This is a genomic window from Burkholderia sp. GbtcB21 (assembly GCF_019091065.1).
In the GTDB taxonomy this organism is placed as follows: domain Bacteria; phylum Pseudomonadota; class Gammaproteobacteria; order Burkholderiales; family Burkholderiaceae; genus Burkholderia; species Burkholderia pyrrocinia_C.
In genome coordinates this window covers 19,360-45,994 of record NZ_JAGXKA010000029.1, presented here as the reverse complement: position 1 = coordinate 45,994, position 26,635 = coordinate 19,360, and the positions used below count along the sequence as shown (strand labels likewise).

At 69.1% G+C, this 26,635-nt stretch carries 16 protein-coding genes and 3 pseudogenes; 2 read left to right on the top strand and 17 right to left on the bottom strand.

Annotated features, from left to right (window positions below; genetic code table 11):
* A pseudogene (locus tag KVT39_RS34775) lies at positions 1 to 633 on the bottom strand (RHS repeat protein); the annotation flags it as partial.
* A gap of 313 nt (positions 634 to 946) precedes the next feature.
* Here KVT39_RS34775 and KVT39_RS34770 point away from each other — a divergent pair.
* On the top strand, positions 947 to 1,636 hold the full coding sequence (locus tag KVT39_RS34770; protein ID WP_217591221.1) for an IS6 family transposase: 690 nt from the start codon (positions 947 to 949) through the stop codon (positions 1,634 to 1,636).
* A 135-nt stretch (positions 1,637 to 1,771) separates the two neighbouring features.
* Here the strand turns inward: KVT39_RS34770 and KVT39_RS34765 are convergent, their stop codons facing one another.
* The 3 genes and pseudogenes from KVT39_RS34765 to KVT39_RS34755 all read right to left on the bottom strand — a co-directional run bounded on the left by KVT39_RS34765 (position 1,772) and on the right by KVT39_RS34755 (position 4,189).
* Positions 1,772 to 2,836 carry an AraC family transcriptional regulator gene (locus KVT39_RS34765; protein WP_217591218.1) on the bottom strand — a complete coding sequence of 355 codons (1,065 nt, stop codon included), beginning with the start codon at positions 2,834 to 2,836 and terminating at the stop codon, positions 1,772 to 1,774.
* A gap of 230 nt (positions 2,837 to 3,066) precedes the next feature.
* Positions 3,067 to 3,405, bottom strand: a pseudogene (locus tag KVT39_RS34760) (hypothetical protein); the annotation flags it as partial.
* 112 nt (positions 3,406 to 3,517) lie between these two features.
* Positions 3,518 to 4,189: a response regulator transcription factor gene (locus tag KVT39_RS34755; RefSeq protein WP_217591217.1), complete on the bottom strand. Its 672-nt coding sequence runs from the start codon at positions 4,187 to 4,189 to the stop codon at positions 3,518 to 3,520.
* A gap of 229 nt (positions 4,190 to 4,418) precedes the next feature.
* Between KVT39_RS34755 and KVT39_RS34750 the strand changes: the two are divergent.
* A pseudogene (locus tag KVT39_RS34750) lies at positions 4,419 to 5,176 on the top strand (IS5 family transposase).
* A gap of 15 nt (positions 5,177 to 5,191) precedes the next feature.
* Here the strand turns inward: KVT39_RS34750 and KVT39_RS34745 are convergent.
* From KVT39_RS34745 to tssF, 13 genes are all read right to left on the bottom strand, one after another.
* A complete protein-coding gene (locus KVT39_RS34745; RefSeq protein ID WP_306795613.1) occupies positions 5,192 to 6,226 on the bottom strand; it encodes an Ig-like domain-containing protein in 1,035 nt (344 codons plus the stop codon).
* A 313-nt stretch (positions 6,227 to 6,539) separates the two neighbouring features.
* On the bottom strand, positions 6,540 to 10,355 hold the full coding sequence (locus tag KVT39_RS34740; RefSeq protein WP_306795614.1) for a type VI secretion system protein: 3,816 nt from the start codon (positions 10,353 to 10,355) through the stop codon (positions 6,540 to 6,542).
* A gap of 11 nt (positions 10,356 to 10,366) precedes the next feature.
* The gene (locus KVT39_RS34735; RefSeq protein ID WP_306795612.1) at positions 10,367 to 11,035 is read right to left on the bottom strand and encodes a DotU family type IV/VI secretion system protein; all 669 of its coding nucleotides are present in this window, start codon (positions 11,033 to 11,035) and stop codon (positions 10,367 to 10,369) included.
* Positions 11,032 to 12,426 carry a type VI secretion system baseplate subunit TssK gene (gene tssK / locus KVT39_RS34730; protein ID WP_217591214.1) on the bottom strand — a complete coding sequence of 465 codons (1,395 nt, stop codon included), beginning with the start codon at positions 12,424 to 12,426 and terminating at the stop codon, positions 11,032 to 11,034. Before tssK ends, KVT39_RS34735 begins: the two co-directional genes overlap by 4 nt.
* Positions 12,427 to 12,458: 32 nt before the next feature.
* Positions 12,459 to 13,268: a type VI secretion system lipoprotein TssJ gene (tssJ, locus tag KVT39_RS34725; RefSeq protein WP_217591213.1), complete on the bottom strand. Its 810-nt coding sequence runs from the start codon at positions 13,266 to 13,268 to the stop codon at positions 12,459 to 12,461.
* A 9-nt stretch (positions 13,269 to 13,277) separates the two neighbouring features.
* Positions 13,278 to 13,670: a DUF4150 domain-containing protein gene (locus tag KVT39_RS34720; protein ID WP_217591212.1), complete on the bottom strand. Its 393-nt coding sequence runs from the start codon at positions 13,668 to 13,670 to the stop codon at positions 13,278 to 13,280.
* A gap of 28 nt (positions 13,671 to 13,698) precedes the next feature.
* The gene (locus KVT39_RS34715) at positions 13,699 to 14,433 is read right to left on the bottom strand and encodes a DUF3540 domain-containing protein (RefSeq protein WP_217591211.1); all 735 of its coding nucleotides are present in this window, start codon (positions 14,431 to 14,433) and stop codon (positions 13,699 to 13,701) included.
* On the bottom strand, positions 14,430 to 15,494 hold the full coding sequence (gene tagB-5 / locus KVT39_RS34710) for a type VI secretion system accessory protein TagB-5 (protein ID WP_217591219.1): 1,065 nt from the start codon (positions 15,492 to 15,494) through the stop codon (positions 14,430 to 14,432). The genes KVT39_RS34715 and tagB-5 overlap by 4 nt, the downstream gene beginning before the upstream one ends.
* Before the next feature lie 17 nt (positions 15,495 to 15,511).
* Complete coding sequence (locus KVT39_RS34705; protein WP_217591210.1) at positions 15,512 to 18,103, bottom strand: type VI secretion system accessory protein TagAB-5; 2,592 nt, start codon at positions 18,101 to 18,103, stop codon at positions 15,512 to 15,514.
* 25 nt (positions 18,104 to 18,128) lie between these two features.
* Positions 18,129 to 21,113, bottom strand: coding sequence for a type VI secretion system Vgr family protein (locus KVT39_RS34700; RefSeq protein WP_217591209.1), 2,985 nt, complete (start codon positions 21,111 to 21,113; stop codon positions 18,129 to 18,131).
* A gap of 25 nt (positions 21,114 to 21,138) precedes the next feature.
* Positions 21,139 to 23,883 (bottom strand): type VI secretion system ATPase TssH, encoded by a 2,745-nt coding sequence (tssH, locus tag KVT39_RS34695; protein WP_217591208.1) that lies wholly within the window; start codon positions 23,881 to 23,883, stop codon positions 21,139 to 21,141.
* Positions 23,870 to 24,892 (bottom strand): type VI secretion system baseplate subunit TssG, encoded by a 1,023-nt coding sequence (gene tssG, locus KVT39_RS34690; protein WP_217591207.1) that lies wholly within the window; start codon positions 24,890 to 24,892, stop codon positions 23,870 to 23,872. Before tssG ends, tssH begins: the two co-directional genes overlap by 14 nt.
* A complete protein-coding gene (tssF, locus tag KVT39_RS34685; RefSeq protein ID WP_217591206.1) occupies positions 24,880 to 26,622 on the bottom strand; it encodes a type VI secretion system baseplate subunit TssF in 1,743 nt (580 codons plus the stop codon). The genes tssG and tssF overlap by 13 nt, the downstream gene beginning before the upstream one ends.
* Positions 26,623 to 26,635 lie beyond the last annotated feature (13 nt).

Genomic DNA, 26,635 nt, shown 5'->3' with positions numbered 1-26,635 from the left:
GGCCGGATCGTCGCCGGCCCAGTCGCTGTCGAGCACGTCGTCGCGCAGGAACTGCTGGCGGGTGGTCAGCGGCTGGCTGGCGAGGTCATAGGCGGGCGTGACCGCGAGGCCGGCGGGCGACCAGCTTTGCCACAGCCGGCCGCGCAGATTGGTGTCGGGGGCGGCGTCGGCGTCGCCGTACGCGCGGCGCTCGCTGACGCGCGGCGCGTTTCGGCCGACCTGCTCGGTGACCGAGACTACGCGGTGCAACTGGTCGTAGACGCGGCGCAACTGCTGACTCCGGCTGTCGTGCTGCCAGACGATGCCGCCCTCGACATCGAACAGCACGGTGCGCGCACCGGCGTCCTGGCTGTGGATTGCGAGCGGCTGATCGGTGAGCGAGCGGACGTAGCGGAAGTTGGGCGGCATGGCCGGGTCGATCTGCTGCGCGTCGAACAGGCGCGGGTCGATGCTGGAGACCAACTGGCCGCGCACGGACCAGGTCTGGCGCGTGACGAGTGCGTCGACCGGATCCTCGCCGGAGGCGCGGTTGTACTGGACGGTACGCACCGTCAGACCGCGATTGTCGACCACGGCGATAGTCGGCGTGCCCTGGCAACGAAGCGCGGTCGTCGCATCCGAAACGGTCGTCATGGTAACCATTCTCTCAATCAACCGAGCCGCGTTCACGCGCGACACAAACAGCAAAGTAATCTTGCCGGCCGTCTTTGAATAGTGATTCTTTGTGACCGTAGTACTGTCAGGTTTTGTCGCATTAAGAGCGTTCGGATACGGATGTATCTAGTCGGACATGCGAAATTCAGGCGACTGCTTCGAGCTGGGCGCAGCGCGACCTCGTCGCGAGTTGAATCGCGCACGTCAACGCCGCCGCCAGCTCTGTTGCAGTAAGACGGTCTGGTAAGCTTGCGTGATCGAAATGTAGGCGAAGTGAGCGATGCAGCAAGGCATGAATGCGATCCGAAAGCGGGTGTTCCAGCGACTGTATTACCCGTTCGACGTGATTCTGCTGTGCGTGCGCTGGTATGTTGCGTACCCCCTGAGCCTGCGCGACCTCGAGGAAATGATGGCCGAACGGGGCGTGTCGGTCGATCACTCGACGGTACATCGATGGGCCATCAAGCTCCTTCCGGCGCTGGAAAAGGCGTTCCGCCAGCGCAAGCGGCAGGTCGGAAAAAGCTGGCGGATGGACGAGACGTATATCAAGGTCAACGGCGCCTGGAAATACCTCTATCGGGCCGTCGACAAGGCGGGAAACACCATCGATTTCCTGCTGCGGGCTCGCCGGGACAAGGCTGCCGCCCGTCGGTATTTCGAAAAATCGATCGCGCAGAACGGTGCGCCCGAGACCGTGACGATCGACAAAAGCGGGGCGAACCTGGCGGCGCTCAAGGACATCAACGCCACCCGTGAGCAGCCGATCAAGATTCGTCAGCAAAAATATCTGAACAATATCGTCGAGCAGGATCACCGCGCCATCAAGCGCCGAACCCGGCCGATGATGGGCTTCAAAGATTTTCACTGCGCTTGCATCCTGCTCGGTGGTATCGAAGTGATGCGCATGATTGCCAAAGGGCAAATGAAAGCAGTTCGCAAGAACCAGACAGCCGCCGAGCAATTCTACGCGCTGGCTACATAAGGATTCCTATACATTCTAGAATCGATGCGCCTTGACTTCCTTATCGCGACAGAACCCACCGCGTAGCTGTTCACATCCGGCGGAAATCGATATCCGGAACTGAGCATAATCGCGAACATGCGAAGCTTCGCATATTCACGAATCCCGGCCGACCTTCCGCGCGGCGCGCTGCACTTCGCCGGGCGTTTTGCCGAAGCGTCGGCGAAACAGCTTGCCGAACGTCGACTGATCGGGAAAGCCGCACGCATGCGCAATTTCGCCGATGCTGAGCGCGAGTTCGGGCCGCTCGAGGTAGCCGAGGCTGCGGTTCAGCCGCGCGTCACGCAGCGCCGCCTTCACCGTTTGCGAATCGCTGCGAAACAGGCGATAGAGTTGCGTGCGTGAGCAGTGGACCGCGTCGGCGATCCGCTCAGGCGTGAGCGTCGGCAGGTGCAGATGCTGATCGATGTAGCGGTACGCTGCCTGCAGCCGGTCGGCGCGCGCGGGCGCGCCGAGCCGCATACGCGACGACAGCGCCGCCTGAAGCAGCGCGCGGCCGAGTTCGGCCGCGCGCGCGAGCACGTAATCGAGCTCGTCAGACGACAGCGCCGGGCCGCGATCGCCGATCAGCGCGAGCTCGGCAGCGAGAAACGGCGCGAGCCGCGCCGCCTGCAGCGAAGCCGCGCCCGGCACCGCGTCCATCGCGGCCTGGCCGAGCGTGCGCCCCACCGATGCGCGCGGCAGCCTGAGCGCGCTGAAAAACGGCTCATTCCAGCGCACGCGCATCGGCTGGCCGCCGTCAAGTAAGAACAGGTCGTTCGCGCGAAAGCGCGCATCCGGCAAGCCGGGCGCTTCGACCGTGCACTCGCCCGCATGCAGGGCGCAGATCGTCACGTGTGCGTCGGCCGTCGCGGCGCTCAGCCAAGCCTCGCTGATCTGCGCATCGAGCGACGCGCCGCGGAAACGAACGAACCGTCCGCGCTCGCACCGGCAGTGAAAGCCGTGCCCGTGAAACGCGCGCGCCGCCGCGCGCACGTCCTCGCACTGGAACACATGCGCGCTCCAGAACGCCGCCGCGCGCGCGAGCGGCATGTCATCGGTCGAAAAGAACTGCAGCAGCGTGGCGCTGCGGGGCGCGTGCATATTCGCCATAGTGAGGGCCGGTGAATTGTGCGACGAAAAGTGCGTCTGCCGAGAATCCGTGCGGGACGCATCGCGCATGTCGTGCAACGCGTCACGAGCCATGCGCCATAAGGCAGCCGAATCGAGCATGAGCGAGGCGTCGCGAGCTGAAGCGACTAGCGTGCGGCAAGCGAGGTGCAATGCCCAGCGCGCGATGCCCGACTCACGCGTGCGCTGCATGCGGCGCGCAACGCCCCGGGCAAACGTCGGCGATGCCGTGAGCGCAGCGCATCGGCGGCCGGTTCGTGCCGCGTGCGCCGAATGTGCTGCGCCGGCCGCTGAGCCCGCGTAGGCAAGACCTTGAACTTGCGATCCTCGGGCCGATCGCCGATGTGTCGAACGACTAGCGGGTCGAGTTTTCGCGGCGCGCGGCGATCCGGTTCGGCTTCGCGAGTAGCACCGGCGTGCTGACCATGCTATTGAAGCGGATCTCCATGAGCACGGCCATCCGGATCGCCTTAATCTCGCTTTTCATTGTCCGACCATCGCGTTCGCTCGCTCACTGCGCCGTGCGCGCGCCAGTCGTCGCCATCGAGCCGCGCATGCCGTTTGATCGCGTCATGCCGACGGTTCCATTGCGCGGCGGTCATTTCATTCAGCTTCGTCATGATGTCTTTCGTGTCGTGAACATTGGCGAGCGCTCATTCTCCGGCACGCTTCGGCGCGATACTTTCACGAACCGCTCGGCGCGCAATCGGATGCGAGTGCGCTCGCCGTGCGCTACATCGCCGGCGCGCACGCCTTCGCATATCCGTATTGATACGCCCAGTGGATCACGCTTGCGACGTTGCGCGCGCCGAGCTTCTGCATCAGCCGTTGCCGATGACAATCGACCGTCTTCGGACTGATGTTCAGCAGCGACGCGATTTCGCGATTGCGCATCCCGTCGGCGATCAGCTTCAGCACCTGCTTCTCGCGCCGCGTGAGTTCGTCGACGGGCGACACAAGCGTGCCACCGCCGGCCGCGGACGCCACTCTCGCCTCGTCGAGCGACGGGTCGATGTGAACGCGCCCCGCCATCACGCGCCGGACCGCCTGCAAGATGCCGTCCGGGCTGCACCACTTCAGAAGATAGCCGGCCGCGCCGAAGCGGATCGCATCCGCCGCGCGCGCCTCCGAGCTGAGTGCGGTGAAGATGACGAACCGCACGTCGGGATACGTACGCAGGATCTCGCCCATCGCCGGCAACGGATCGTCGCCCGGCAGCATCACGTCCATCAGCACGAGATCCGGGCGGTCGCGGCCGCACCGATCGCTCGCCTCGGCCATGTCGGCCGCGCCGCCCACGTCGATTCCCGCATACGCCTTGGCGAGCACGACCTCGATGCCCTCGCGCACGATCGGATGGCTGTCCACGACAAGCACGCTTTCACACTTTCTCTCTACGACCATAATCGATTTTCTTGTTGCTCCGATGTATCCTGTCCTTCGCGTCCGCCAGCCCGCGCGACGCGTCGTCCGAGCCAAGCGCAGCCCCCCGCCGCGCCCGCGCATGTCCTTGAAATTAGCGTGCATACGTCACCGGAAGATTTCAGACCTGTTTCGTTCGTTCATGCGCGCGGCGGCGCGCCGGCGGGCATCGCGCGTCGCGTTCGGACGCGGCCGCTTCCTCGTCGATTCAATCGCGCAAAGCGCGGCCCGCAAGCGGGCCAAGGTTATTCGAACGTTACTGAGCGACGAGGTGTGGGCACAGATCGAATCGGTTTTTCCGGGCAAGGAAGGCGATCCAGGGCGAACGGCAGCCGCCAGTCGTTGGTTGTCGAAGCTGCTCTCTGGGTCGGCCGAACGGGCTGCCCGTGGCGCGATTTTCCACGGGGGTTAGGCCGATGGCATACGGCGCACAGCGCTTCTCTCGGTGGTGTCGCAAAGGCATTTGGGAGCGCGTGGCACACGCAGTGTCCGACGAAACGGAGATCAAACGCGTGCTGATCGACTCGACCATCGTGCGTGCGCACCGGCATTCGGCCGGCGCTCGAAATGATGTGGCCCGCAAGGTGTCGGCGCCTTCGCGCGGCGATGAAGCCGGACGTCCTCTGCGAATGATCATCACCGAGGGACAGGTTGCCGATATTTCGTGCGCGCACGAATTGGTGGAGCATCTGCTCACGGGGGCGGTGATTGCCGACAAAGGCTACGACTCGGATGCATTTGCGATCACTATCCGCGCTGCGCATGCCAAGGTTGTCGTTCCGTCCCGGTCGAATCGAAAGACCGAGCGTCGGTACAGCCGCGTGCTGCACCGAACTCGAAACATCGTCGAACGCCTCTTCAATCGCATCAAACATTTTCGACGTCGCCACTCGATACGACAAGCTCGCGGGCAACTATCTCGCCTTCGCAGCGCTTGCGTGCGCCTTTGGGCCGCTGGCGAGAATGTGAACAGAACCTAGCACTTCATCGATAGATCGCGATTTCGATCGCCACGTTGCCGCTATCGGGGTTGAACGCCGGCAGGGCAAGCAAATCCTGTTCTGTGACGGCGCTCACCTGAGCATCGTCGACCCGATACCAGATTCCGTCCCGCTTCACATAAGCGAGATAGTGACCGCCCGAACTGTAGTCGAACGCGACGAGCCGGTCGCGGTTCGGCAGATCGGAATAGGCGAGCGGATGGCCGATCAGCTCGAACGCCTTGGTGTCTGGCGGCGCGTTGCGTATGGTATCCGCGTCGAATGCCGGATACAGCGGCATCTGCAGTTCCTGCAGCACGTTCACCGTGTGTCCCGGCCCACTGTCCGGAATGCTCGGCATCTCGCGCAGCGCGGTGACCGCGGCCTGCAACTGCACATCGAGCACTTCGGTCGATTCGGCGTCATAGTTTTCGAGCAGCATGCGGACGGCGGATGGGACGCCGTTGTTTGACAGGATGTCGTCGAGCGCCGACGAGTGAACGGCCAACTGCAGAGCCGTATTGATGAAGCACGAGCCGTCGAGGTTGCGCAGGCCGCGCGGCAGCGTGGAGGGCACGGTGTCGAAGCTGGCCGTCAGCGGATTGTTCGACCGTTCGCCCGTCGCGCTCTTGATGCCGGCTGGCACCGTGATCTCGTAGCGGCTGTTCGACTTGAGCGGCTTGCGCGGCGCGAACGCGATCAGGTGGTCGCTCAGCCACGACAATGCGCCGACCGGGACGCTCGCGCCATCGTCGGCGCGCAGCGTGATGTGTGCGACTGAATGCGACTCGATCGCGCGATCGAATTTGAGCGCGATCGTCGGGCGGCGCAACGCCGCGTGCGTCGGGGCGACCCCGGCGGATACGATGTCCGGCGAAGTTGCGGGTACATGCGCGGTGGGCGCATTCGGCGCGGCTGCCTCCGGCTGCGCCGGATAGGCGAGCTGGACGGTCGGCGGCGCGAACGCATGCGGAGCGGATTCGCTCGAATCGCCGCCGGGGCATCCGGTGAGCGAGGCGACTGCCAGCGCGACCGCCATGCCGACGCGTTGGGGCGAGCGTATGCCGGGGACGAGGCGGGATGAATCGCGGGTCGCGTCAGGCGATGCGTGTCGCGCTGGACGCGGCGCGTCGGGATGGTCGGGGTGGTCTGACGTGTGTTTCAGCATGGCAAGACAGAAGGTGAACTTCGATGGATTCGACGACTCGGCGTGACGGCTGCATGCGCCGCCGCCGGCTCGAGCGCCGAGCGGATTGCGGGCGCGCGCCGCCGGGCCTGTCGCGCGGCGCGACGTTCACGGCGGAACCGCGCGGACGTGCGTTCATTATCCGGCGGGCGTCGGCGGGGGACTTTCACGAACCACTCGCCGCGCGCGTCGAGCGTTTGAGCCGCGTTTCCGCATCCGGAAAACGACCGCGCGCACCGTCGCCGCCGGGCCCGTCGCGCGGCGGATCGCCCCAGCACGCGCCGATGCGGCGGGGCAGCGCGGCATCCGACGTGCCCGCAGCGCTCGCAACATTCGCCGCGCCGCCGCTGCCCGCGCCGTCGTCCAGCCGGCTCGCGGCGCGCTGCCGCGCGATGTCGTCGCGGCGGGCGCGTTCGAGCGCGTCGAGCCGCTCGACGTGCGCGAGCAGCGCGTCGTGCCCCGAGAAGTCGTAGCGCACGTCGACGTGACGCACACCGAGACGTTCGAGCTGCGCTCGCGCGTTTGGAAAATCGCGGGGCGTGAAGCGGCGCACGCCGTATCGGAAGTCCTGGACGAAGCGTGCGACGCCGAGCGGCCCCGCGTACCCGCGCACGAGCGTGACGCCGCCGAGCGCGATGCGCAGCGTTGCGTCGCCGCATTGATCGGGCCGCCAGTCGATCTGCTCGGACACGCGCAAGTTGTAGTTCGCCAGAGTGCGCGCCTGCGGCGCGCATTGCAGCGTCAGCACGGTCTCGAACGGCCTCGCCTGTGCCTCGTGGTTCACGTCGGTCGGCTGCGCGACGATCCCGATGCGCATCGTCTGCGCGCGCAGTGCGTCGATCTGCTTGCCGAGCGACGCGATCCGCTCGTCGAGCTCGGCCGCCGCCTGCTGCTGGGCGCGCCGCTCGGCGTCGCGCCGCGCCTGCGCGACGCGCCGGGCGGCCGCGTCGTCGATGAGTGGCAGGAACGCAGCGGTGAACGGCAATCGGTAGCCGAGCGTGTCGACCGCCGAGGCGCGCGTCGCGCCGACGCGCACGAACGGTTTCGCCGGGCCGTCGACGAACGCCCAGATCGCGCCTTGCGGGCCGTACAGCCAGTCGTTTGCGTCGTCGTGCGTCGCTGCGCGCCCGAGCGGCCACAGCACGTCGCGCTCCCAGTCGTCTTGCAGCGCGCACGACGCTTGCCGCTCGACATACGCGATCACCGCATGAAGCGGGCCGCCGACGAGGCTCCAGACGATGTCGCCGCCGACGTCGCGATCGCCCGCGAGCCGCTTGACGGCGCGCAGCGCGTCGTCGGCCGCGCGCATCGCGGACGCTTCCACTGACGGATCGACGCCGAAGCCGTGAAAGTCGGCCGCGAGCCGGTAGGCGGCGCCGGGGCCCGCGAGCGCATTGGCGGCGAGCGCGGCGACGCGCTGCTCGTAGTCGACGAGCGCGTCGCACAGTGCGGCGTCGCGCTCGAGCGTGAGCCGGCCCTGCGCGGGCGCGCCGTGGAGCGCCTCGCGCAGCGCGCGGCCGCCGCTGCGCGAGAGCGAGTCGAGCGCAGCGCCGAGGCTGCCGCCGTTCGCCGCAGGTATCCGCGCCGGCGCGAGCATCTGCGACGCAGTCCGGGCGAACCGCAGCCACGGCGGCAGCGCGTCGTCGCGAACGGATTCGAATTCGCGCTCGACGCGCGCGAGCAACGCCGCAAACGGATCACCCCGATCGGGAATCCGGTCGATCACCGCGCGCCATTGCCCTTGCGTCGTCAGCCCTTGCTCGCCTTGCGGGAAACGCGCGACGAAGTCGCGCCAGGCGTCGATGCGACGCGCGCGATACCACGCGTCGAACGCGTCGCGATGGAACGCGAACTTCGGCTGGTTCGCGACCGCCTGCGCCATCTCGTCGAGGAACGCATCGATCGCCGGCCGGTGCGCGGCCGTCAGCGCGGCGGGAACACGCACGTCGCGCAGCGCGGGCGGCTGCGCGTCCGCCGCAGCGGGCGGCCAGAAGTCGGCGAGCGTCACGTCGCGCGGCGACGATGCGTTGGGCAGCGCGAGCAGCCACGCGCTGTCCGGATTGCCGTACGCGAGCCGTTCGAGCTGCGCCTGCAGGCTCGCGATCCGCGCGTGGAGCGCGCCGTCGTCGGGGGCGCTCCACGCGATCCGTTTGACGGTGAGCGCGCCGATGCTTGGCGGCGGCTCGTTGCCGCGGTCGCGTGCGGCGCTTGCGTCGTTCATGCTACCTGCTTCGTCCGCGGGGGGCGCGCCGTCGCGTTCCAGCGCGCGCGTGAGCACCGGCGCGGGCATCCGCGCAAGCGTCTCGCGGTCCGCGCCGCGCAGGTGCGCCTGCATCAGGTTCACGTAGCGGACCAGATTGCGGATGCGCGACGCGGTGTCACTGTCGTCCGCCGCGCGCGCGTCGCTCGCCTCGTCCGGCTCGCCGAAGAGCAGCCGGTCGGCGGCGGGCTCGATCGAGCGCCGATAGTGCGCGACGTAGCGGCGCTTGAGTTCCGCTTCGAGCCGGCCAACGGGTGTCGCGTCGGCGATCCGGGGGATGAGTCGCCGCACGAGCCGCTGCTCGTCAAGCCGCTCGACGTCGGCGATCACGCGGCCGATCCGCTCAAGCGTCGCCGCATCGCGCGCGAGCTCGCCGGTGAAGCGCGGATGGGCAGGGTAGTCGCGGCGGATCAGCTCTACGGTCCGTATGTCGCTGACGAACAACGCGCTCATCAGCAGCCCGGCCGCGGCGCACGCGAAGAGCCACGCGGCGAGCGCGGCGCGCCACAGAGTCAGCCGCGATCGGCTCGGCCGTTCGACGGGCAGCGACGCGTCGCGATCGCCCGGCAGCACGCGCGCGAACACGTCGTGCAGAAACAAGCCCGCGTCGCTTGGCGCGCGCCCCGGCGCGGCGTCGAGCCAGTCGGGCAGCGTCAGCGACGGCGCGCCGCCCCTCTGACGGCCGCTCGCGAACAGCAGCCCGCGCAGATACGGCGTCTCCTGATAGACGTTCGGGCCGAACGCCGCGCGCACGAAAGTGTCGAGCGCGGGCCGCAGGCGCGCGAGTTCGTGCTGCAGCATCAGCGCGCGCAGCGACGGCGGCTCGCCGCGGGCCGCCAGCGCGACGCGCAGCGCCACGAGCCGCGCGTCGACGCTGTCGAGCGCGTATGCGACGAACGCATCCGCATCGTGGTCGCCGAGGTACCCGAACGCGCGCTCGCATTGCTCCGGCGCAAGCTGAGCGGCCCATTCGTCGAAGCCGTAGAGCCGGTCGCATTGCGTGACGAGCACGTACACTGGAAAGCGTCGCTCGAACAGGCGGATCAGTTGTTCGAGCCGCTCGCGGACCGCGCAGCCGTCGATCGTAAGCGCGTCGCGATTCGCTTCGACGAGACGCGGCGCGTCGATCGCGACGACGACGCCGTTGACGCCGCGGCGCGCTCGTGCGCGGCGGAGTTGCCCGACGAGCGCGTTCCATGCGCGGCGGCCGTCCTCGGTCGCGTCGGGCTCGGCGAAGCAGCCCGCCAAGTCGAGCACGACCGCGTCGTCGAAGCACCACCAGTCGCAGTCCTCGGTCGGCGCAATGTTCGCGTCGTGGCGCGCGTGCCGCAGCGGCGACGCGATGCGCGCGCGAGCGAGCGCCGTCGTCTTGCCCGTGCCCGCGCGGCCGATCACGAGATACCACGGCAGCGCGTCGCGCGGTCGGCCGCGCAAGCCCGGTGAGGGCGCGGCGCGTTTGAGCGCGTCGAGCGACGCGCGCCAGCGCGCGACGACGCGCCGCAGCGGCGCGTCGCGATCGCCTGGCAGGGGCTCGGACGCGTCGAGCCGCGCGAGCTGCCTGCGCGCGCGAGCGGCGCGCAGCGCACGGCGCGCGCGCCCGAACAGCAGCCATCCGGCGAGCCCCGCGCAGAACAAGACGGGCGCGTGCCACAGCGGCCAATCGAAATAGAGCGCGGTCGCCCAACTGAGCGCGGCGAGCACGACGAGCCGCGCGAGCATCATGCAGAGCTTCTTCATTGCAGCCTCGGGAATACCGAATCGACCATCCGCACGATGACGACGTGATAGATCAGATAGAGCGACAACAGGATCGCGAACGGCAGCCCGAACTTCAGGCCGGCGAGCGCAATGCGGCGGCGCGCGCGCGCCTTCGCCGCGACGGTGCGCGGATCTGGCTGCGGATACGCGGCGGGAAACGGCGGGTCGCCCGGTGCGCACGGCGGAGCGTGCGCCGACAGCGCGTCGAGCGCGCGCAGCCGAATCGCGTCGAGCGCCTGGCTGCCGCCGTCGTAGCCGTAGCGGCCCCGAAAGCCGAGTTGCAGGCACAGCAGATAGACTTCGAGCACGTTCGCCCGCGCGCCCTCGAACGCGTCGAGGCGCTCGAAGAACGCGACGCCCGCGTGCGACGTGTCGAAGTAGCGCTTCTGCAGCAGCCGCAGGGTCCAGCGGTCGGCGTCGTGCCAGCCGCTGTTCAGCAGCGCCTCGTCGATCCACGCGCATACTGCGAACAGCGCGTCGTCGACGTCGGCTTGGCGCGCGCCCGTGCAGGCCGCGTGATCGCGCGCGCGTTCGATCAGGATGTCGAGCCGCAGCGCGACTTCGGCGGCGTCGCCGCGCGGTGATTGCGCGAGCTGCCCTGCATACGCGACGAGCGGCATCATCGAATGGGACAGCCTCATCATGCGTGCCTCACAACGATGAGTTCCGCGTGCAGATCGTCCGGTGCGTCGGCCCATCGCAGTGAGACGCGGCCGTCGCGCCGGATCGCGTCCCACGGGCGGCCGGTCTGCTCGATCCGGAAGTACCGAGTGTCGCCGCGGCGCGGCAGGCGCGGCGGCGCACCGGGCAGCCTGGTCAGCTCGATGCCCGGCAGCGCGAGCGCGGTGAGCTGCGCCATCTCGTCGGTCGCGGAGATCCGGCCGCCGAGCAGGAAGCGTTGCGCGAGCGTGTCCGGATCGTGTGCGCTGCGGATCGCGACGTAAATCAGATGGCGATCCACGAACACGTCTGGAGGCAGTTGCGCAGATCGTTGCGTGGGCTGCTGCTCGCCGTCGGGATCGAACGTCGCGACGCAGTCGGGGCCGACCGCGATTTCATCGAGCAGATGGCAGATCAGCGCGTGCGCGCGTGAGAAGCAGCCGCCGAGGTCGTGGTGGTCGTACGGTGCCAGACCACCGCGCGCGTCGTGCGTTTCGCCAAGCATGTCGAAGCGCTCGGAGAATACGCTCAACTCGCCGACTAGTTGCCGCAGCACACCGTAGACCGTCCAAGGATGTTGCCCGTCGTGTTCGGTGAGATGGAACAGCAGCGGGCTGAAGCGGTTCAGCGAGCGCAGCGCGAACAGGAACGCCGCGTAGCTCGCGTCGAACTCGGCGCGCTGCATCTCATGTGGACTCTTGTACTGCTGAAGCTGTCGTGCGCGGCCCGCGAGCACATCGCGGATGCCGCGAACCCGGTCAAGCAAGGCGTGCGAGCCCGACAGCGCGTAGCACGGCGGCGCGAAATCGTCGTCGAGCCGCAGACGCTCGCCGTCGCGCACGATCCGCGCGATCGGGATCGTCTCGTACCCGGCGAGCGCGTCGAGCTCGTGATCGAACACGATCTTCAGCACGTGCTTGAGCGTGCGCACCGGCGCGCCCGGATGGTCCGAATAAAGGTCGCCGATCTCGTCCGCCGACGGCAGCGTCGCAAAGCGCGTCGCGGCGTCGGGCAGCGCGTCGGGCGCGGCAGCGACTGTCACGTTGTTCGCGCCGCGCACGAGCCGCTTGAGCGCGACGTGCGCGACGAGCGCGCGGCCTTCGTCGAGCCAGGCGGGATCGAACGCGCGCGCGGCGACCACCGCGTTGCCCGGATAGTCGACGTAGCTGCGGTCGGCAAAGAGCAATCGCGCCGAGCGGATCTCGATCGCGCGGCGATCAATCGCGGCGTGCGCGAGCGTCAGCTCACCGACACCCCAGAAATGCGGTGGGCCGGATGCGATCCACGGTTCGATGCGGAACTGCTGATGTAGTTCGGCTAACTGAAAATGCTGGGGTTGCAGCAGCATCCCCTGATGCCAATAGACGTTGTCCATGTCGTTCGTTTCGATTCGTGGTCTATCGCGCGTCATCGCTTGCGCGGCGCGCGGGCGGCGGCGTCGCTGTTTCCGTTGCTGTTGCGGTCGCCGCTGTCGTTTGAGTTCGCGTTTGCATAGGTGCTCGGCGGGGTCAGAGTCAGTGTTTTCGCGCCGCTGTCGAGCGTCATCCACGCGCGCGCGCCGGGCGGCGGCAGGTTTAGCGTCGCTTCGTGCGCGTCGGTGATGCTTTGCGCCCCAAGGCGCAGCTCCAGCCCGAGCGTCCGCGGCGCGGCGCGATAAGTGGACGAGAACCAGCCGCGCTTGTCGACGTGCAGCGGCACGTCGAATAGGCGGGCCGCGCGTGGGCCGTCGGCGTCGTAATAGCCGGCGACGATGCCGACGTAGCGCGCCTGCTGCGCGCGATCGATCGACAGCGCGACGTGCTCGCCGGGCGCGACGACGTAGCGCGTCGTCTGAATGAAGCGCGCCGCAGAGTCACCCGCCGCGAGCGTCATGCGCAGCCGGTCCGGATCGTCGGCGAGCTGGCGGAAGGTCTGCGCGTCGGCGCTTTGGAATACCGCGAGCAGCAACGTGTGCGGCGCGTTCAGGTATTCGTTCAGCCGCGGTGATGCGTCGACGTCGATGCGCAGCGCGTCGGGCGCGTAGTCCCATCGCACGTCGGCGCGCGCCTGTTCCTCGGTGACGCCGTTCGCACAGCCGGCCAGCGCGGCGAGCGCGGCCAGCGCGGCCAGCGCGGCGGCGCAGGAGCGCCAGCGCCGCGATGACCGGCGAAACCGCGTCGGGCGAACTGGCCGACGCGTGTGCGCGGCCGCAGGCATCGAAATGTGTGGTTCCCTCATGCCTTCTCCTCAGTTCATCACCATAACTTTCTGCTGGCTCGGCTGCAGCACGGCGCCCGTCGCATTGCCGTCGTTGTGTTTCGTCGGCGTCGTCAGCCGCACGGCCGGGTTGCCTTCGAACTTCACCTTCGCGCTGCCGGCGGCGAATTCGACCTTGCCCATGATCTTTCCGGACATCGCACCGCCAGCGGTGCCCGGCTGGTCGCCGTTGGTCATCGGAATTGACGATTTTTTCGTGAGCGCTGGCATCCCGCAGACGAGCACTTTCGTCGTGATCGACGCGGCCATCATCGGCAGGCCGGTGTTCGGATACGGGACGGGCACCGGACCGCCCGGCGTCGGTGTCTTGCAGACGTCGGCGGGGCTCATGCAGAGACCGGACGCGGTAGTGACGACAAACATGTTGGAACTCCGAATCGAAAGGGGAAATTCAGCCGAGATCGATGCGCTCGCCATCGATACCGACATGGCGGTCCGCGAACAACGCGACGTCGCGCGCGTGCAGGTGCGCGCGCTCGTCGACCCGCCAGCGCGCGCGCGTCGCGCGCAAGTCGTCGACGCCGCGCACGCGGCGAAAGCAATCGCCGAGCGTGTGGAATACGCGGCCGATCGTTGCGGTGAAGCGGCGCGCGACGACGTGCACGTCGTGCGCGGCGGCGGCGATCGACTGCGCACGCGCGTCGAGACGCGCGGCGCGCACGCTCGCGCAATGCGTGTGCACGTCAACACGCGGCGCGCCCGCGTCGATCCGGTCGCGCGCCGCGAGCGTGATGCGCGACGCGTCGATGCGCAGCCCGTCGACGCCGGCTTCGAGCGCGACGCCGCCGGGCAATGCGAGCACCGCTCGCGGCGCGCCTGCGCGCGCGAGCACGGCGAGCACGTACGCGGGCGACGCGTCGCCAGGGTACGCGGGGGCAGGCGCCCAGATCAGCACGTGGTCGCCGAGGTCGGGCGCGAGCAGGCAGCCGTCGGCGCGCCGCGCACGGCCGACTGGATCGTCGAGCGACAGCCAGTCACCGACGCGGCCGGTCACGCACGACGCGCGCAGCAGCGCATCGGCCTGGGGCGCGCACGGAGCGCCAATGGACGGCAATGGCGCGGGGGCGCAAGTGGAGGCGCAGGGGGAAGGCATGGGTGTCATCGAGGCGCGGGAGTCGTGTGTCATCGTTCGGGCGAGTTCCATTGTTCGGCGCGCGCGAGCGCGGGGTCGGTCGCACGCGCGCCCGTCGTGCGCGCGCCCTCCCAGCGGGCCGCGAGGTCGTTGACGCCGTGCAGGTTCGTGTGCGAGAAATCGGCGTCCGCGCAATCGGCGCGCGACAGCGTCGCGTGCGAGAAATCGCAGTAGACGAAGCTGCCGCCCGCGAGCGTCGCGCCCGCACAATCGGCGTGCGCGAAGAGAGACATCCGCGCGCGCAGCCCGCGCGCGTTCGCCGACGGCATCCGTGCGCGCGCGAAATCGGATTCGTCGAACGCAGCGCCGACGAGGTTCGCGCCCGCCAGCGTCGCGCCCGCGAAACGCGCATGGCGCCCGCGCGCGTCCGCGAGCGTCGCGTGTTCGAGATCGGCGTCAAAAAACATGGTCTGCACGAGCGATGTGCCGCTAAAATCGCTGCCGGCGAGCGCCGCGCCGCCGAAATGCGTCATGGTCAGATCGCAGCGGTCGAAGCGTTGACCGCGCAGATTCGCTTCGGCGAAGAGCGCATTCTTTAGGCGCGTGGCGTGGAAGCGCGCGCTCGACAGATCGGCGCGCATCGCTGCGAAACGCTCTAGCTCTGCGCTAGCGAAATCGGTGCGCTCGAAGCGGCAATCGATAGCTTCACAACGCAGCAGCTTTGCGCGCGTGCATCGCGCGGCGGAGAAATCGCTGCGCTCGAATGTCGCACGCGCCCACAGCGCGTCGGTTAGCGTCGCGCCGGCGAGATCGGTGTCCGTCATCTCGAAGGCGTCGCCCGTCGTCGCGCGCAGGCTTGCGTCGCGTAGCGCGACAGCGTGCCAGCTCGAATCGGCGAGCGTCGCGCCCTCGATGCGCGCGGCCGTCAGATCGCACTGCTGCCAGCGCGTTGCGTCGAGCTGCGCGGCAGACAGGTTCGCGCCGCGCAGGATCACGCGGTCAAACATGCAGCCGGACAGGTCGCGGCCGGAAAGGTCGGCATCCGAAAGATCGACGCCGGATAGCGTCCGGGTGTCGGCAAGAGCGGCGAGCGCCGCGTGAACGGGAGCGGACAGGGTGGGCATCGAATGTATCAGCGGCAGGGTGCGAGTTCGGGACGGCCCGGCACAGCGAAGGGCGTTCGCTCGACGTTCGCGCCATCGATTTGCGATTGGCCAAGCGCGGCGCCGTAGCAGTCGGCGCCGTACAGGTTGCTCGATTGCAGTTGCGCGCCGTCGAGCCGCGCGCGGCGCAGCGACGCGCCGAGCAAGTCAGAAAAGCGCGCGTCCGTCTGCGTCAGATCGGCTTTCGTCAGATCCGCGTGCCGCGCGCGGGAAAGCGTCAGTTGCGCGCCGCTCGCGATCGCGCGTACGAGGCTCGCGCGATCGAGCGTTGCCTTGTGCAGATTCGCATAGCGCAAATCGACGCCGTCCCAGCTCGCGTCGTCGAGCGCCGCGCCGCTCAGGACGGCTTGGCGGAACGACGTCGACGCGTCGGCGCGCGAGCCGCGCAGCGACGCCGAGCGAAGCTGCGCGCGCGGCGCCTGCGCGCCGTACCATTCGGCGCCCTCGCACTGCGCGGCCGCGAAAGTGGCATCCGCCAGCGTCGCGTGCTGGAAGTTCGCGCGCGGCACGTGCGCCGACGTGAAGTCGGCGGCGTCGAGCGCGCAGCCAGCGAAGCTCGCGTGTGCGCCGTCGAGCCGCGCGGCGGCGAGCCCGGTCATCGCGCTCGCGTCGAATTGCGCGCGCGGGCAACGGCTGTCGGAGAGCGACGCGCGCGAGAAGTCACCGCCGGTGAAATCGGCGTGATCAAGGTGAGCGCGATCAAGCTCGGCGCCGCGAAACGATGCGCCGGGGGCGGACGCGTCGGCGAAGCTCGCGTCGCGCAGGTCCGCGTTCGAAAAATCGGCGAGCGACAGCAGCGCGCGCTCGAACGACGCGCCAGCCAGCCGGCAGCCGGCGAAGCAGGTGCGTTCGATGCGCGCGTCGCGGAAGTCCGCGTGCTCGAGCACGGCCAACGACAGGTCCAGACCGCTCAAGTCGAGGCCGGCGAAGCCGAGGCCGCGCGCGTGGCGCTCGATCACCTGCTCGCGCGTGAGTGGTTCCGTGAGCGGCGCATCGCTTGCCGGCGGCGCGGTGCGGCGCGTCGCCGCGAGCACGGGGGCGTCGTCGGCGAGCCGTTCGGTGGGCGGGAGCGGGTCGGGCTCGGCGGACGTCGCCGATTCGTCGGTCGACGCCCAGGGGGCGGGCGCGCCGAGCCCTGCTGTCAGTGCGACGACGTCGAGCGGCGCGTCGAGCGCGTCGAGCGCGTCCGCAAGAGCGGCGAACTCCGGCCGGTTCCGCGCGCCCGCCTCCATCTGCGCGCGCGACAGGCCGTATTGCTCGACGAGCGCGCGGATCTGCGTGTCGGCTTGCCGAAGCAGGTCAGCGAGTGGCGACGCGTCGTCCGATGCCGGTGAACTCGGCGAAGCGGACGGCGAAGCATCGCGTTGCTCGCCAGCCGCGGCTGGCGCGTACTGCGCTTGCCATTGCGCGGTCTGCGCGTCGAGTTTGGCCGCGAGCGCGGCGAGCTCGTCCAGGTTCATGTCTGCGGGCGCATCGCGCGCCGGCAGCAGGCGCGCGATGTCTGCTTCGGTAACGCCGAATTCGGCGAGCAGCGCGTCGGTTTGCGCGGCGAGCGCCGCCGCGTCCCGTTCGAGCGCGGACAGATCCGGCGTGGGAGGCTCCGCGGGCGAGTCCGGGGCCGCTGGCAGTTGCACATGTGAAGCCGACGGCGAGCCATCTGCGGCGAGGCCGGCATCGGCGCGCGCCTCGTCGTCGGCGGCGGAAGCGAGCGCCGCGCAGGATCGGACGTCTTCGGACGCTGGCTGGCCGATATACGCGGCGTCGGGCAATGGCGGCGCCTCGGCGTCTTCCCAGCCGACGATCACGCGCACGACGTCGTCGCCGTCTTCATCGTCGATCGCGACGAGCGCGCGATACAGGACGATGCCGCACGCCGCGCCCGGGAACAGCCAGACAGTTTCCGCGCGCATCGGGCACGCGTCGATGCGCGTGACGCCAGCGACCGAGCGCTCGACGAAGCAGCGCGCCCGCACGCGCGGTAGCGCGCCGGTGATGACCGGCCGGTCCGCATGCAGGTTGACGAGCTCGATATCCTCGTCGCAGCGCCAGAATCCGGCGATCCGCTGGTCGCGTGGCGCGGTGTGGAAATATTCGGCGCGCGTGCCGACGGGCAGGTGGGGCCAGCGCGAAGCCAGCCAGCGTTCGTCGAACGGCCCAAGATCGCGCGCTCGCTCGGGCGCCGACGGTGGCAGCGCGCGAAACTCGGCGAGCTGCGCGACGGCTCGCGCGTCGACAAGCCGCTCCTTGCACGCCGCGCCGATGCGCGCGCGCACCGCGACCGGCGCGCCCGCGCGGTCGCGTACCGACGGCGCATACGCATCGCCATAGACGAGGAATTCGCCCGCGGGCTTCGGCAAGCCCTCGTCGAGCGGGGCCTGCGGGTCGAGCCACTGCTGCGCGACTTGCCAGAGCTCGGCCTCGGTCGCGAGCTCGCCGGGGCCAACGGGCGCGTTCGCACGCAGCGCAAAGCAGGCGAGCGCGCCGATCGATAGCCGGTCGATTCCGTCGAAGCGCAGCGTTCGGCACAACAGCGCGAGCGACTCGGGTTTGACGATTTTCATGATGGAATTCGAACGAATGCCCGGGTTAACCGAGCTGGATCAACTGACCGTCGAACTTCAGCGACGCGCTGCCGTTCAGCTTGACATTGGTCGCGCGCACTTCGATTGCGCCGTCGCTGCCGAGCTTGAGCGATGCGGAGCCGCAGCCGGCCGAGATCTTGCCTTCGTCGAGTTGGAGGCTCGATTTGCCCGCCTCGACGCCGATCTTCGCCTCGCGCACGTCGAGCTTCGCCTTGCCCTGCGCATGCGCGAGCGTGACGCCTTGGGCCGTCGCGACGAGCCGGTTGCCCTTGAAGCCGAGTTCCGCGTCGGAGGCGCTTATCCGCGCGGCGCTCAGGTTCTTCACCTGCTTCGCGAGTTTTTGCTGGAGGTTGTCGATCTTCAAGGTGACGACCTTGCGCTTCGCGTTCAGTCCGACGAGCTTCGCTTCCTTCGCCTTGATCGCGACCGCCTCTACCGCATCGGCGGGCGAAGGCGGTGTGGGCACGAGCGCGCTGACGCCAAAGGCGTTCTGACGATTCGATAGCACTTCGTTTTCCGAAATGTCGGCTTCGAGATCGGCAATGTCCTTCATGCAGGCGTCGAGATCGCGGCGCAGCCCGATCAGGTCCTTGAGGTCGAGCTTGGCGGCCGGATCGGCCGGCACCGCGAACAGCAGCATGTCGTTCGCGTGCACATACGCGTGCTTCGCCGATTCCACGCTCCAGTGGCCGTTGCCGGCGCTCATCGCGACGCCCGCCGCGCCCGGCCCCTTCGCGTGCGTCGACCATGTGAGCCCATCGACCGTGAGCGACATCCGCGTCGCGTGCGTGAGGTTCTTCGCGGCGAGCGCGATGCCGTGCTTGCCGAGCGACAGATCGGCGACGAGCGGCAACGACTCCTGTAGCTTCGCGACGTTCGCGAGCAGCGTGCGCGACGTCGCCATCAGCGCCGCGCTGACGCCGGTCGCGACGGCGAACTGCGCAGCGGATATGCCGAAGCCCGTCCACGGCAGATCGGCGACTGCGCCGCCGCCCTTGATGAGCCCGGCGGCGGCGGCAGCGGACCCGGCGTTCGCCAAGCCCGACACGATCATGAAATTGCGCACCGTGCCCTTGAGCTTGTCGATCTGCTTTTGCAGCAATGCGGATGCGTCCTGCCCGGCGGACAGCCGGATCGCGCCGGTCGCGGACTGCTTGTGCAGGGTCTGCAGCAGCGTCGACGCGCTGTCGTTGATCTCAAAGGTCCGGCTGCCGGGCAGCATCCAGCGCAGGTTGCCCTGCAGCGTCGTCAGGAAGTTCGCGCTGACGTCTAGGCTGTTGCGCACGCCGACGTAGACGTCGGTGTTGCCGCCCATCGACACCGAGCACTTGAGCCCGCCCGAGAAGCTGTACGCATTGCCGAGCGAGAAATCGAACTTGTTGCCGGACGTGAGAAGCGCGAGGCCTTCGCCCGGCCCGACCGAGCCGAGGCCGATGTGGTTGTTTGGCGCGTGCAGCCACGTCGCGGCGCCGCTGCCGTCTTTCATGTAGAGCTGGTTGTGCTCGGTCAGGATCCGGTGGGCGGCAGGGTTGCGGCGCGTGACGACGCTGTGGTGCGACGAGTTGGGCACCGCGCCGACGATCACGGGGCGGTCCGGGTCGCCGCCATCGAATGCGATCTTCACTTCGGTGCGCTTGAGCAGAGGCAGGTGCATGCCGCGGTCCGCGCCCGCGTAGGGCGTGGCCATCCGGATCCGCGCGGAGCCCTTGTTCGTCGGATGCGTGGTGTGCGCGAACGGAAAGCGCACCTTGTACTGTCCGTATTCGTCGAGCTCGGCGAGCTTGCCGCCGCCCTCGCCGTCGACGATCGCGCTGACGACGCCCACCGCGCGCGGCTTGGGCGTCGTGCGCGGCGGCCGGTACTGGACGTCGGCGGGGAGCGCGTCGAATTCGGCACGATAGACGGGCTGGCCCGGCGTCGCGCCGAACGGCGTGTCGAGATCGGGAAACAGCTGGCTCGCCTGCGAGCCGCGATGCGTGACCGCCGTCACCAGGTAGCGGCCGTCGAAATCCGCGCGGTAGTGGCCCTCGAGCATGATGAAGCGGCCGGCGCGCAGGCCGGCCGCAGTCGCCTCACCGGCGAACCGGCGGCCTTCGCAGATGAGCGCCTCGGCGCGCAGCTTCGCGTAGCGCCGACCTTCGTCCTTCGTATGGAAATGCTCGTCGCTCGACACCCGCTCGCCGATGCCGTCGCGCGACACGCATTCGCGTACTTCGAGCGACAGCTCCGCCTTCCGGTGATTGAAGTCGCGCAGCACGACTTCGCGCGGAAGCGGCGTTGCGCGGCACGCGAACGCCTGCACGCGGTTCGATTCGACGCCCGTGTCGAAGTCGGTCGAGGGCAGGTAGCGCAGCGCGAGATCGTCGGCGAGGCCCCGCTGATGGCGGCGATCGTCGATGATCGCGAGCGTCTCGTGCTTGCCGTCGTGCTCGAAGTAGTAGTAAAGGCCTTCCTTCTCCATCCAGCGCGATACGAAATCCAGGTGGCTCTCGTCGTACTGGCAGACGAAGCTGCGCTTGCGGTAGCCGCTGCCGTGTCGCAGGCGGTAGTCGCGGCTGGCGAACGACCCGGCGCGCAGCACCTGCTTCACGATGTCGGGAATCGTTTGCTCGTTCAGATAGACGTCGGACGCCTTGTACAGCGACAGCCGCCAGAGGCGCGGCACGAGCGTTGCGCGATAGACGGTGAGGCCGCGAAAGTCGTTCCGTTGCTCGAACTCGGCGAGCACGCCGGTATAGCGGGTTGTGCCGCCTTCGCCATACGGAGGCAGGATCGTGAGCGTCGCCGCGCGGCTCAGCATCTTCGCGAAATCGATCCGCGGCTGTTTGCTCACGAGCGTGAGCTCGAACCGGTACGGCTGCGAGATCGCGTCCCGTCCGCTCAGGTCGACGACTTCGAACGTGGCGTCGTCGCACGCTTTGCTCGCGAACGTGAAGCGCCGCGCATTCGCGCGCGGCGCGTCGGCATTGTGTTGGTGGGATGGCAACATCGGGAACTCCTGGGCAGCGGGGGGATCAGGGCGAGTTGGGCTCATCAGACGCATCGAGCACATCGGATGCACCCCGCGCATCGCCCCCGGCAGGTGCGTCGGTCGACACGACGAAGCGCCCGTCGGCGTCGACCGCGACGCGGATCGCGGCCGCCTGCGCCGCGTCGCCCGCGCACACGAGCACGTGCTCGGCGAGTACGGGAAGTACGTGCCGCTGCAGGACGAAGTCGACGTTGCGCGCGCCCGATTCGACTTCGGTGCAGCGTGCGACGACGTGCGCGACGACGGCGTCGTCGTAGACGACGCGCGTCGCATGCTGCGCGGCGACGCGCGTCGCGATGCGCTCGAGCTTCAGCCGCGCGATGTCGGCGAGCGTGTTGGGCGCGAGCGTCGTATACGGAATTTCGGTCATCCGCGCGAGCAGCGCCTGCTTGAAATGGCGCAACAGCGCCGGCCGGATCGCCGCGCGCATCGCGTCCGGATCGGGGCGCGCGCCGCGCGCCCCGAGATCGGCGACGGCATCGGCGCCGAGGTTCGACGTCAGGAAGATCACCGTGTTCGCGAAGTCGACTTCCTTGCCCTCGCCGTCAGACAGCCAGCCTTTGTCGAACACCTGATAGAACAGGTTCAGCGCGTCCGGGTGGGCCTTCTCGACTTCGTCAAGCAGCACGACCGAGTAGGGCCGCTGGCGCACAGCCTCGGTCAGCATGCCGCCTTCGCCGTAGCCGACGTAGCCGGGCGGCGAGCCGATCAGGCGGCTGACGTCGTGCCGCTCCTGGAACTCGCTCATGTTGACGACGACTATCGAGCGCTCATCGCCGAACAGCGCGTCGGCGACGGCGAGCGCGGTTTCCGTCTTGCCGGTGCCCGACGGCCCCGCGAGCAGGAACACGCCGAGCGGCCTGCGCGGATCGTGCACGCCGGCCGCGCCCGACTTCACGGCCTGCGCGATCTGCTCGATCGCGTCATCCTGGCCGCGAATGCGGCGCTTGAGCGTATCGGCGAGCCGCAGCATCACGTTCGCGCGGTCCCGGCGCAGCTTGCCGGCCGCGATACCGGTCCAGTCGGCTACCACATCGGCGATCGCGTCCGGATCGACATTGATTCGTATGAGCGGCGCTTCGCGCTGCGCGTGCTCGAAACGGCGGGTCGCCTCGGCGAGCGCGAGCGCGGCGCGCTCGCGCGCGTCGGCGGCATCGGCGCTACTGCCGTCGATCTCGCCCGCGCCGACGGCCTCGGCGGAGTCCGCGATCGCCCGGCACGCGCAGCGCGCGGCGGCGAGCGCTTGTGCAGCGTCGCGCTGCGCCGCCCATGCGTCGCGCAGTGCGTCGGCGCGCGCGGACAGCGCGGCCAGCTCGCGATCGATTTCCGCGATGCGCGGCGTGTCCGGCGCGCATCGCTCGGCCAGATCCTGCCGCAGCGCGCGCCGCTCGCGCTCGAGCGCCTGGATCGCGCGCTCGGTGTCCTCGAGCGCGGCGGGCTTCGTCTGCTGGCGCACCTTCACGCGTGCGCACGCGGTGTCGAGCAGGTCGATCGCCTTGTCCGGCATCTGCCGGCCGGTGATGTAGCGCGCCGACAGCTCGGCCGCCGCGACGAGCGCGTCGTCGCGGATCGTCACGCCGTGCGCGTCCTGATAGCGGTCCTTCAGCCCGCGCAGGATCATCACCGACGTCGCGACGTCCGGGCTGTCGAGCTTCACCGGCTGGAAGCGCCGCGCGAGCGCCGCGTCCTTCTCGAAGTACTTCTTGTATTCGCTCCATGTGGTGGCCGCGATCGTGCGCAGCTCGCCGCGCGCGAGCGCGGGCTTCAGCAGGTTCGCCGCGTCGGACGCGCCCGCCGCGCCGCCCGCGCCGATCAGCGTGTGCGCCTCGTCGACGAACAGCACGACGGGCGTCTGCGACGCGCGGATCTCGGCGATCACGCGCTTGAGCCGCTGCTCGAATTCGCCCTTGACGCTCGCGCCCGCTTGCAGCATGCCGAGGTCGAGGCCGAGCAGCGTCGCGTTGCGCAGCGTCGCTGGCACGTCGCCTTCGGTGATCCGCAGCGCAAGCCCTTCGACGACGGCCGTCTTGCCGACGCCCGGCTCGCCGACGCACACTGGATTGTTTTTGCGCCGCCGCGCCAGGATGTCGACGATCTGGCGGATTTCCGCGTCGCGACCGAAGACCGGATCGATCCGGCCGGCGCGCGCTTTCGCGGTGAAGTCCTCGCAATAGCGTGCGATCGCGCTCGATGCGTCGCGCGTGTCGTTCGCATCCCCCGGCGCGGCGTCGAGCGCGTCCGACGGGCGCGATTCGATCGATCGTGCGCACGCGCCGCTCGAAAAGCGCGCGACGAGCGCATCCTTGCGCAACGACTGCAGCACGTCGTCGCCGCCAGGCGACGGCTGCCGCGCAGCGCGGGCGACCGCGGCGGCGAGCACGGCCGCTGAGCGGATGTGCGTGTCGCCGAGTTCGAGCGACGTGATCAGCCACGCGTCCTGCAACAGCGCGAGCAGCGACGGTGCGAACACGGGGCGGCCACCGTCGCCCGCCGGGCGCGCGTCGAGCGCGGCGTCGGCTTGTCGGCGCAGGCGCGCCGCGTCCGCGCCGCACGCGCGCAGCAGCAGTGCGGCGTCGGCCGACGGTTCATCGCACAGCCGCGCGAGCAGGTGCTCGACGGCGACGTCGTCGTGCTGGCGCGCGACGCAGGTGCCGACGGCGTTTTCGAGCGCGCTCCGGCAATAGGGGTTGAGCTGTTCGATCAACGGTTTCAGGTCAACCAGCAGCATGGTGAGGTCTCGCTTGATCAAAGAGGGAAGTCGGAAGACGGAATTCGGGCGACGCCGTGCGTTCGGCGCTAGGGCTGCCTAGCCACGCATCGAGACCGACGCGCGACCATGCCTGGCCGCCGCAGCGTGCGGGGCCCGCGTCGCGCGTGCGCACGCGGAGCACAACGTCGACGGCAAACGGCTGAGTCAGATAGAGGCGCACGAGGAAGCGCAGCCGGCGAAACGCGTCGCCGCCCGGCATCAGCGCGCGGAACAGCGGGCCGGGCACGTCGCCGAGCACGATCCGCAGCCGGGTGCCGTCGTCGCGCATGCGCGCGCCGACCCGCGCGTCGGCGCCGAGCCGATGCGCGCGCGCGCCGACGCGGGTGCGCTGGTCGTCCGGAATCGGCAGCCATTGCGTCACGCACGGCTCGATGTCCACCGTCGCGGGAGCGAACGCGTCGGCGAGCAGCGCGCGCAGCCCGGCCGCGGAGCGCGGCCGCTGGCTCAGCAGCCCGACGTAGCGCAGCAGCGCGTGCTCGTGCAGGCCCTCGTCGCGCGCGGTGCGCGCGTCGACGCCCGCGAGCGCGTAGAGCGGGCGCAGCGCGTGCTCGTCGCGTTCCTCGACGATCCGCAGCGCCAGTTGATGCTTTAACCATGCGTCGAACAGCAGCGGATAGAGCGCGCGGTGCAGCACATCGAGAAAGCCGCGCGCTGCGTGGCGGCCCCTGAGCGCTTCGTCGATCAGGTCTTCGGTGTAGAACGTTGGCAGCGGCGACGCCACGCCGTACAACCCGAAAAAGTTCGCGACGACGCGATAGCTGCCGTCGTCTGCCTTGTCGATGCGCTCGACGTCGGTGTCAGGAAACGACAGCGCGAGATTCGGCCGCGTATGGATCGGCATCGGCGCGACGGGCGCGCCCGCCGTATCGTCGCGCCGTTCGCGCACGATGCGCCGCAGCAGTCGGATCGCCTGGAAATACGCGAAGTGCTTCGCCTCGCCGAGCAGCACGGGTTCTAGAGCAGGCATTGCGCTCCCATCCGAGGCGGCCACGCGAAGCGCTCGCCGTCGGGCGATGCGTCGATCTCGACGCAAGTGTAGGTATTGATCGCGGCGTATTCGGCCAGAAAGCGCTCGAGCACGCAGCCGAACAGATACAGCTCGCCCTTGCCGCCGAACGCGTGTGCGTCGCAGCGCAGCGCTACGTGCTGGCCGCTGAGCATCCGCTCGCCGACGATCCGCGTCTCGGCACGCACGTCGACCGATTCGATGCCGTCGATGCGGCGGCGGTCGGCTTGCGCGCGCGAGTCGGCGCCGCGTTCGCCGAACGCGTGGAGCGCGAGCATCTGCTTGAGATGGTCGACGTTTCCGATCGACAGGAAATTCAGCGCGAGATGTCCGATGGTGCGCCACAGCAGTGGCTCGCCGAGCGGCGGATCGAGCGCTGGGCTCACGGGCGCGATGTTGGCGAAAGTGAAGCGCTCGGGCGAGCTGTCGGTCGCGCGGCACACGTCGCCGACCTTCAAGCGCGCGGGCAGCGCGCCGTTCGTGCACGACAGGCCGATCGACAGCGTTTCCGTGGCGAGCGCCTCGCCGGGCGGATAAGCGAGCGCCAGATGGAGATCATGCCCGCGACCGTCGAGCGCGGCGCGGCGAATCAGCCGGTAGCTCGCGGCGTTCGCGTCGCCGCCCGCGACGCCGAACGGCACGTAATGCCGGTCGACCGAATGGCCGGGGCGATAGCCGATCACGCGGTCGACCGAATAGACCTGGCAGTGGCCCTGTGCGTCGCCTTCGGGCTGCAGCCTGTAATCGGTCGCGCGATGCTCGTGCTGGATCGGCACCGCCTCGTGCGCGAACAGGTTCAGCGCGCTGGCGACGTTCAACCGGAAGCTGTCGCGATCGATGCCGGGAAGCCAGTCGGGCGCACTGTCGAGCGTGAGCCATACGCTGAACTGCGCCCCCGCGCGCGCGGCGCTCCAGCGCTCGAGGCAGCTCAGCTCGACGAACAGGAATTTCTCGGCGAACGCGAAATATTCGTGCAGCAGCCGGAAGCCCGGGAACGCGCGTTCGGGGCAGGGCAGTAGAGCATCATCGAAGCCCGCCGGCCGCAGCGCGCGGGCGCCGAGTGCGCAACGCGGGCCCGGCAGGTCCGGCGGGCCACACGCGATCTCGACCGATACGACGTGCTGCATCAGCAGTGCGAACAGACGGCTCGCGTGCAGCCGCTCGCCGCCGATGAACAGGCGAATGCGCGTCGCGTCCCATTCGCTCGCGTCGATGCCGAGCATCTCGAAGTCGAGCCGGAGCGCGGGCCCCCCGTGCGCGGGCGGCACGAACCGGCAGCCGGCGAGCGAGATCGGTTCGATGTCGAGCTCGCCGCACGTGCGGAACCGGCAGGCCGTGCCGTCGACGGGACCCGATTCGATCTCGGTGCCGGCCGCGATCACCGCGCGCTCGCGCAGCGCGCCGCGCGGTTCGAACGCGATCAGCGTGGCAGCCGGCACCGGGCGCAGTGAGTGTGGAAACAGCAGGTCCGCGAGCGCCTGCACGAGCTCCGGCAGGCCGTCATCGAGCTTCTGCCGCGCGAGCCCCGTCAGGAACGCGACGCCTTCGAGCAGCCGCTCGACGTCCGGGTCGCCCGACGGCGCGCCGAGCATTGGTGCAAGCAGCGGGTACTCTCTGCCGAATTCGGCAGAGAGCTCGCGCAGGCGGACGAGTTCGTCCTCGTAATAGCGATTGAGTGTGGTTGTGGCCATGATGAACGCGCGG

Excerpts from the sequence above, each read along its gene's own strand:
- KVT39_RS34715 (WP_217591211.1), bottom strand. The coding sequence starts at position 14,433 with ATGACACACGACTCCCGCGCCTCGATGACACCCATGCCTTCCCCCTGC.
- tssH (WP_217591208.1), bottom strand. The coding sequence starts at position 23,883 with ATGCTGCTGGTTGACCTGAAACCGTTGATCGAACAGCTCAACCCCTAT.
- KVT39_RS34745 (WP_306795613.1), bottom strand. The coding sequence starts at position 6,226 with ATGGCGGTCGCGCTGGCAGTCGCCTCGCTCACCGGATGCCCCGGCGGC.
- KVT39_RS34755 (WP_217591217.1), bottom strand. The coding sequence starts at position 4,189 with ATGGTCGTAGAGAGAAAGTGTGAAAGCGTGCTTGTCGTGGACAGCCAT.
- tssG (WP_217591207.1), bottom strand. The coding sequence starts at position 24,892 with ATGCCTGCTCTAGAACCCGTGCTGCTCGGCGAGGCGAAGCACTTCGCG.
- tssJ (WP_217591213.1), bottom strand. The coding sequence starts at position 13,268 with ATGAGGGAACCACACATTTCGATGCCTGCGGCCGCGCACACGCGTCGG.
- tssF (WP_217591206.1), bottom strand. The coding sequence starts at position 26,622 with ATGGCCACAACCACACTCAATCGCTATTACGAGGACGAACTCGTCCGC.
- tssK (WP_217591214.1), bottom strand. The coding sequence starts at position 12,426 with ATGGACAACGTCTATTGGCATCAGGGGATGCTGCTGCAACCCCAGCAT.
- KVT39_RS34740 (WP_306795614.1), bottom strand. The coding sequence starts at position 10,355 with ATGATGCTCGCGCGGCTCGTCGTGCTCGCCGCGCTCAGTTGGGCGACC.
- KVT39_RS34765 (WP_217591218.1), bottom strand. The coding sequence starts at position 2,836 with ATGCGCGATGCGTCCCGCACGGATTCTCGGCAGACGCACTTTTCGTCG.
- KVT39_RS34735 (WP_306795612.1), bottom strand. The coding sequence starts at position 11,035 with ATGATGAGGCTGTCCCATTCGATGATGCCGCTCGTCGCGTATGCAGGG.
- KVT39_RS34720 (WP_217591212.1), bottom strand. The coding sequence starts at position 13,670 with ATGTTTGTCGTCACTACCGCGTCCGGTCTCTGCATGAGCCCCGCCGAC.
- KVT39_RS34705 (WP_217591210.1), bottom strand. The coding sequence starts at position 18,103 with ATGAAAATCGTCAAACCCGAGTCGCTCGCGCTGTTGTGCCGAACGCTG.
- KVT39_RS34700 (WP_217591209.1), bottom strand. The coding sequence starts at position 21,113 with ATGTTGCCATCCCACCAACACAATGCCGACGCGCCGCGCGCGAATGCG.
- KVT39_RS34770 (WP_217591221.1), top strand. The coding sequence starts at position 947 with ATGAATGCGATCCGAAAGCGGGTGTTCCAGCGACTGTATTACCCGTTC.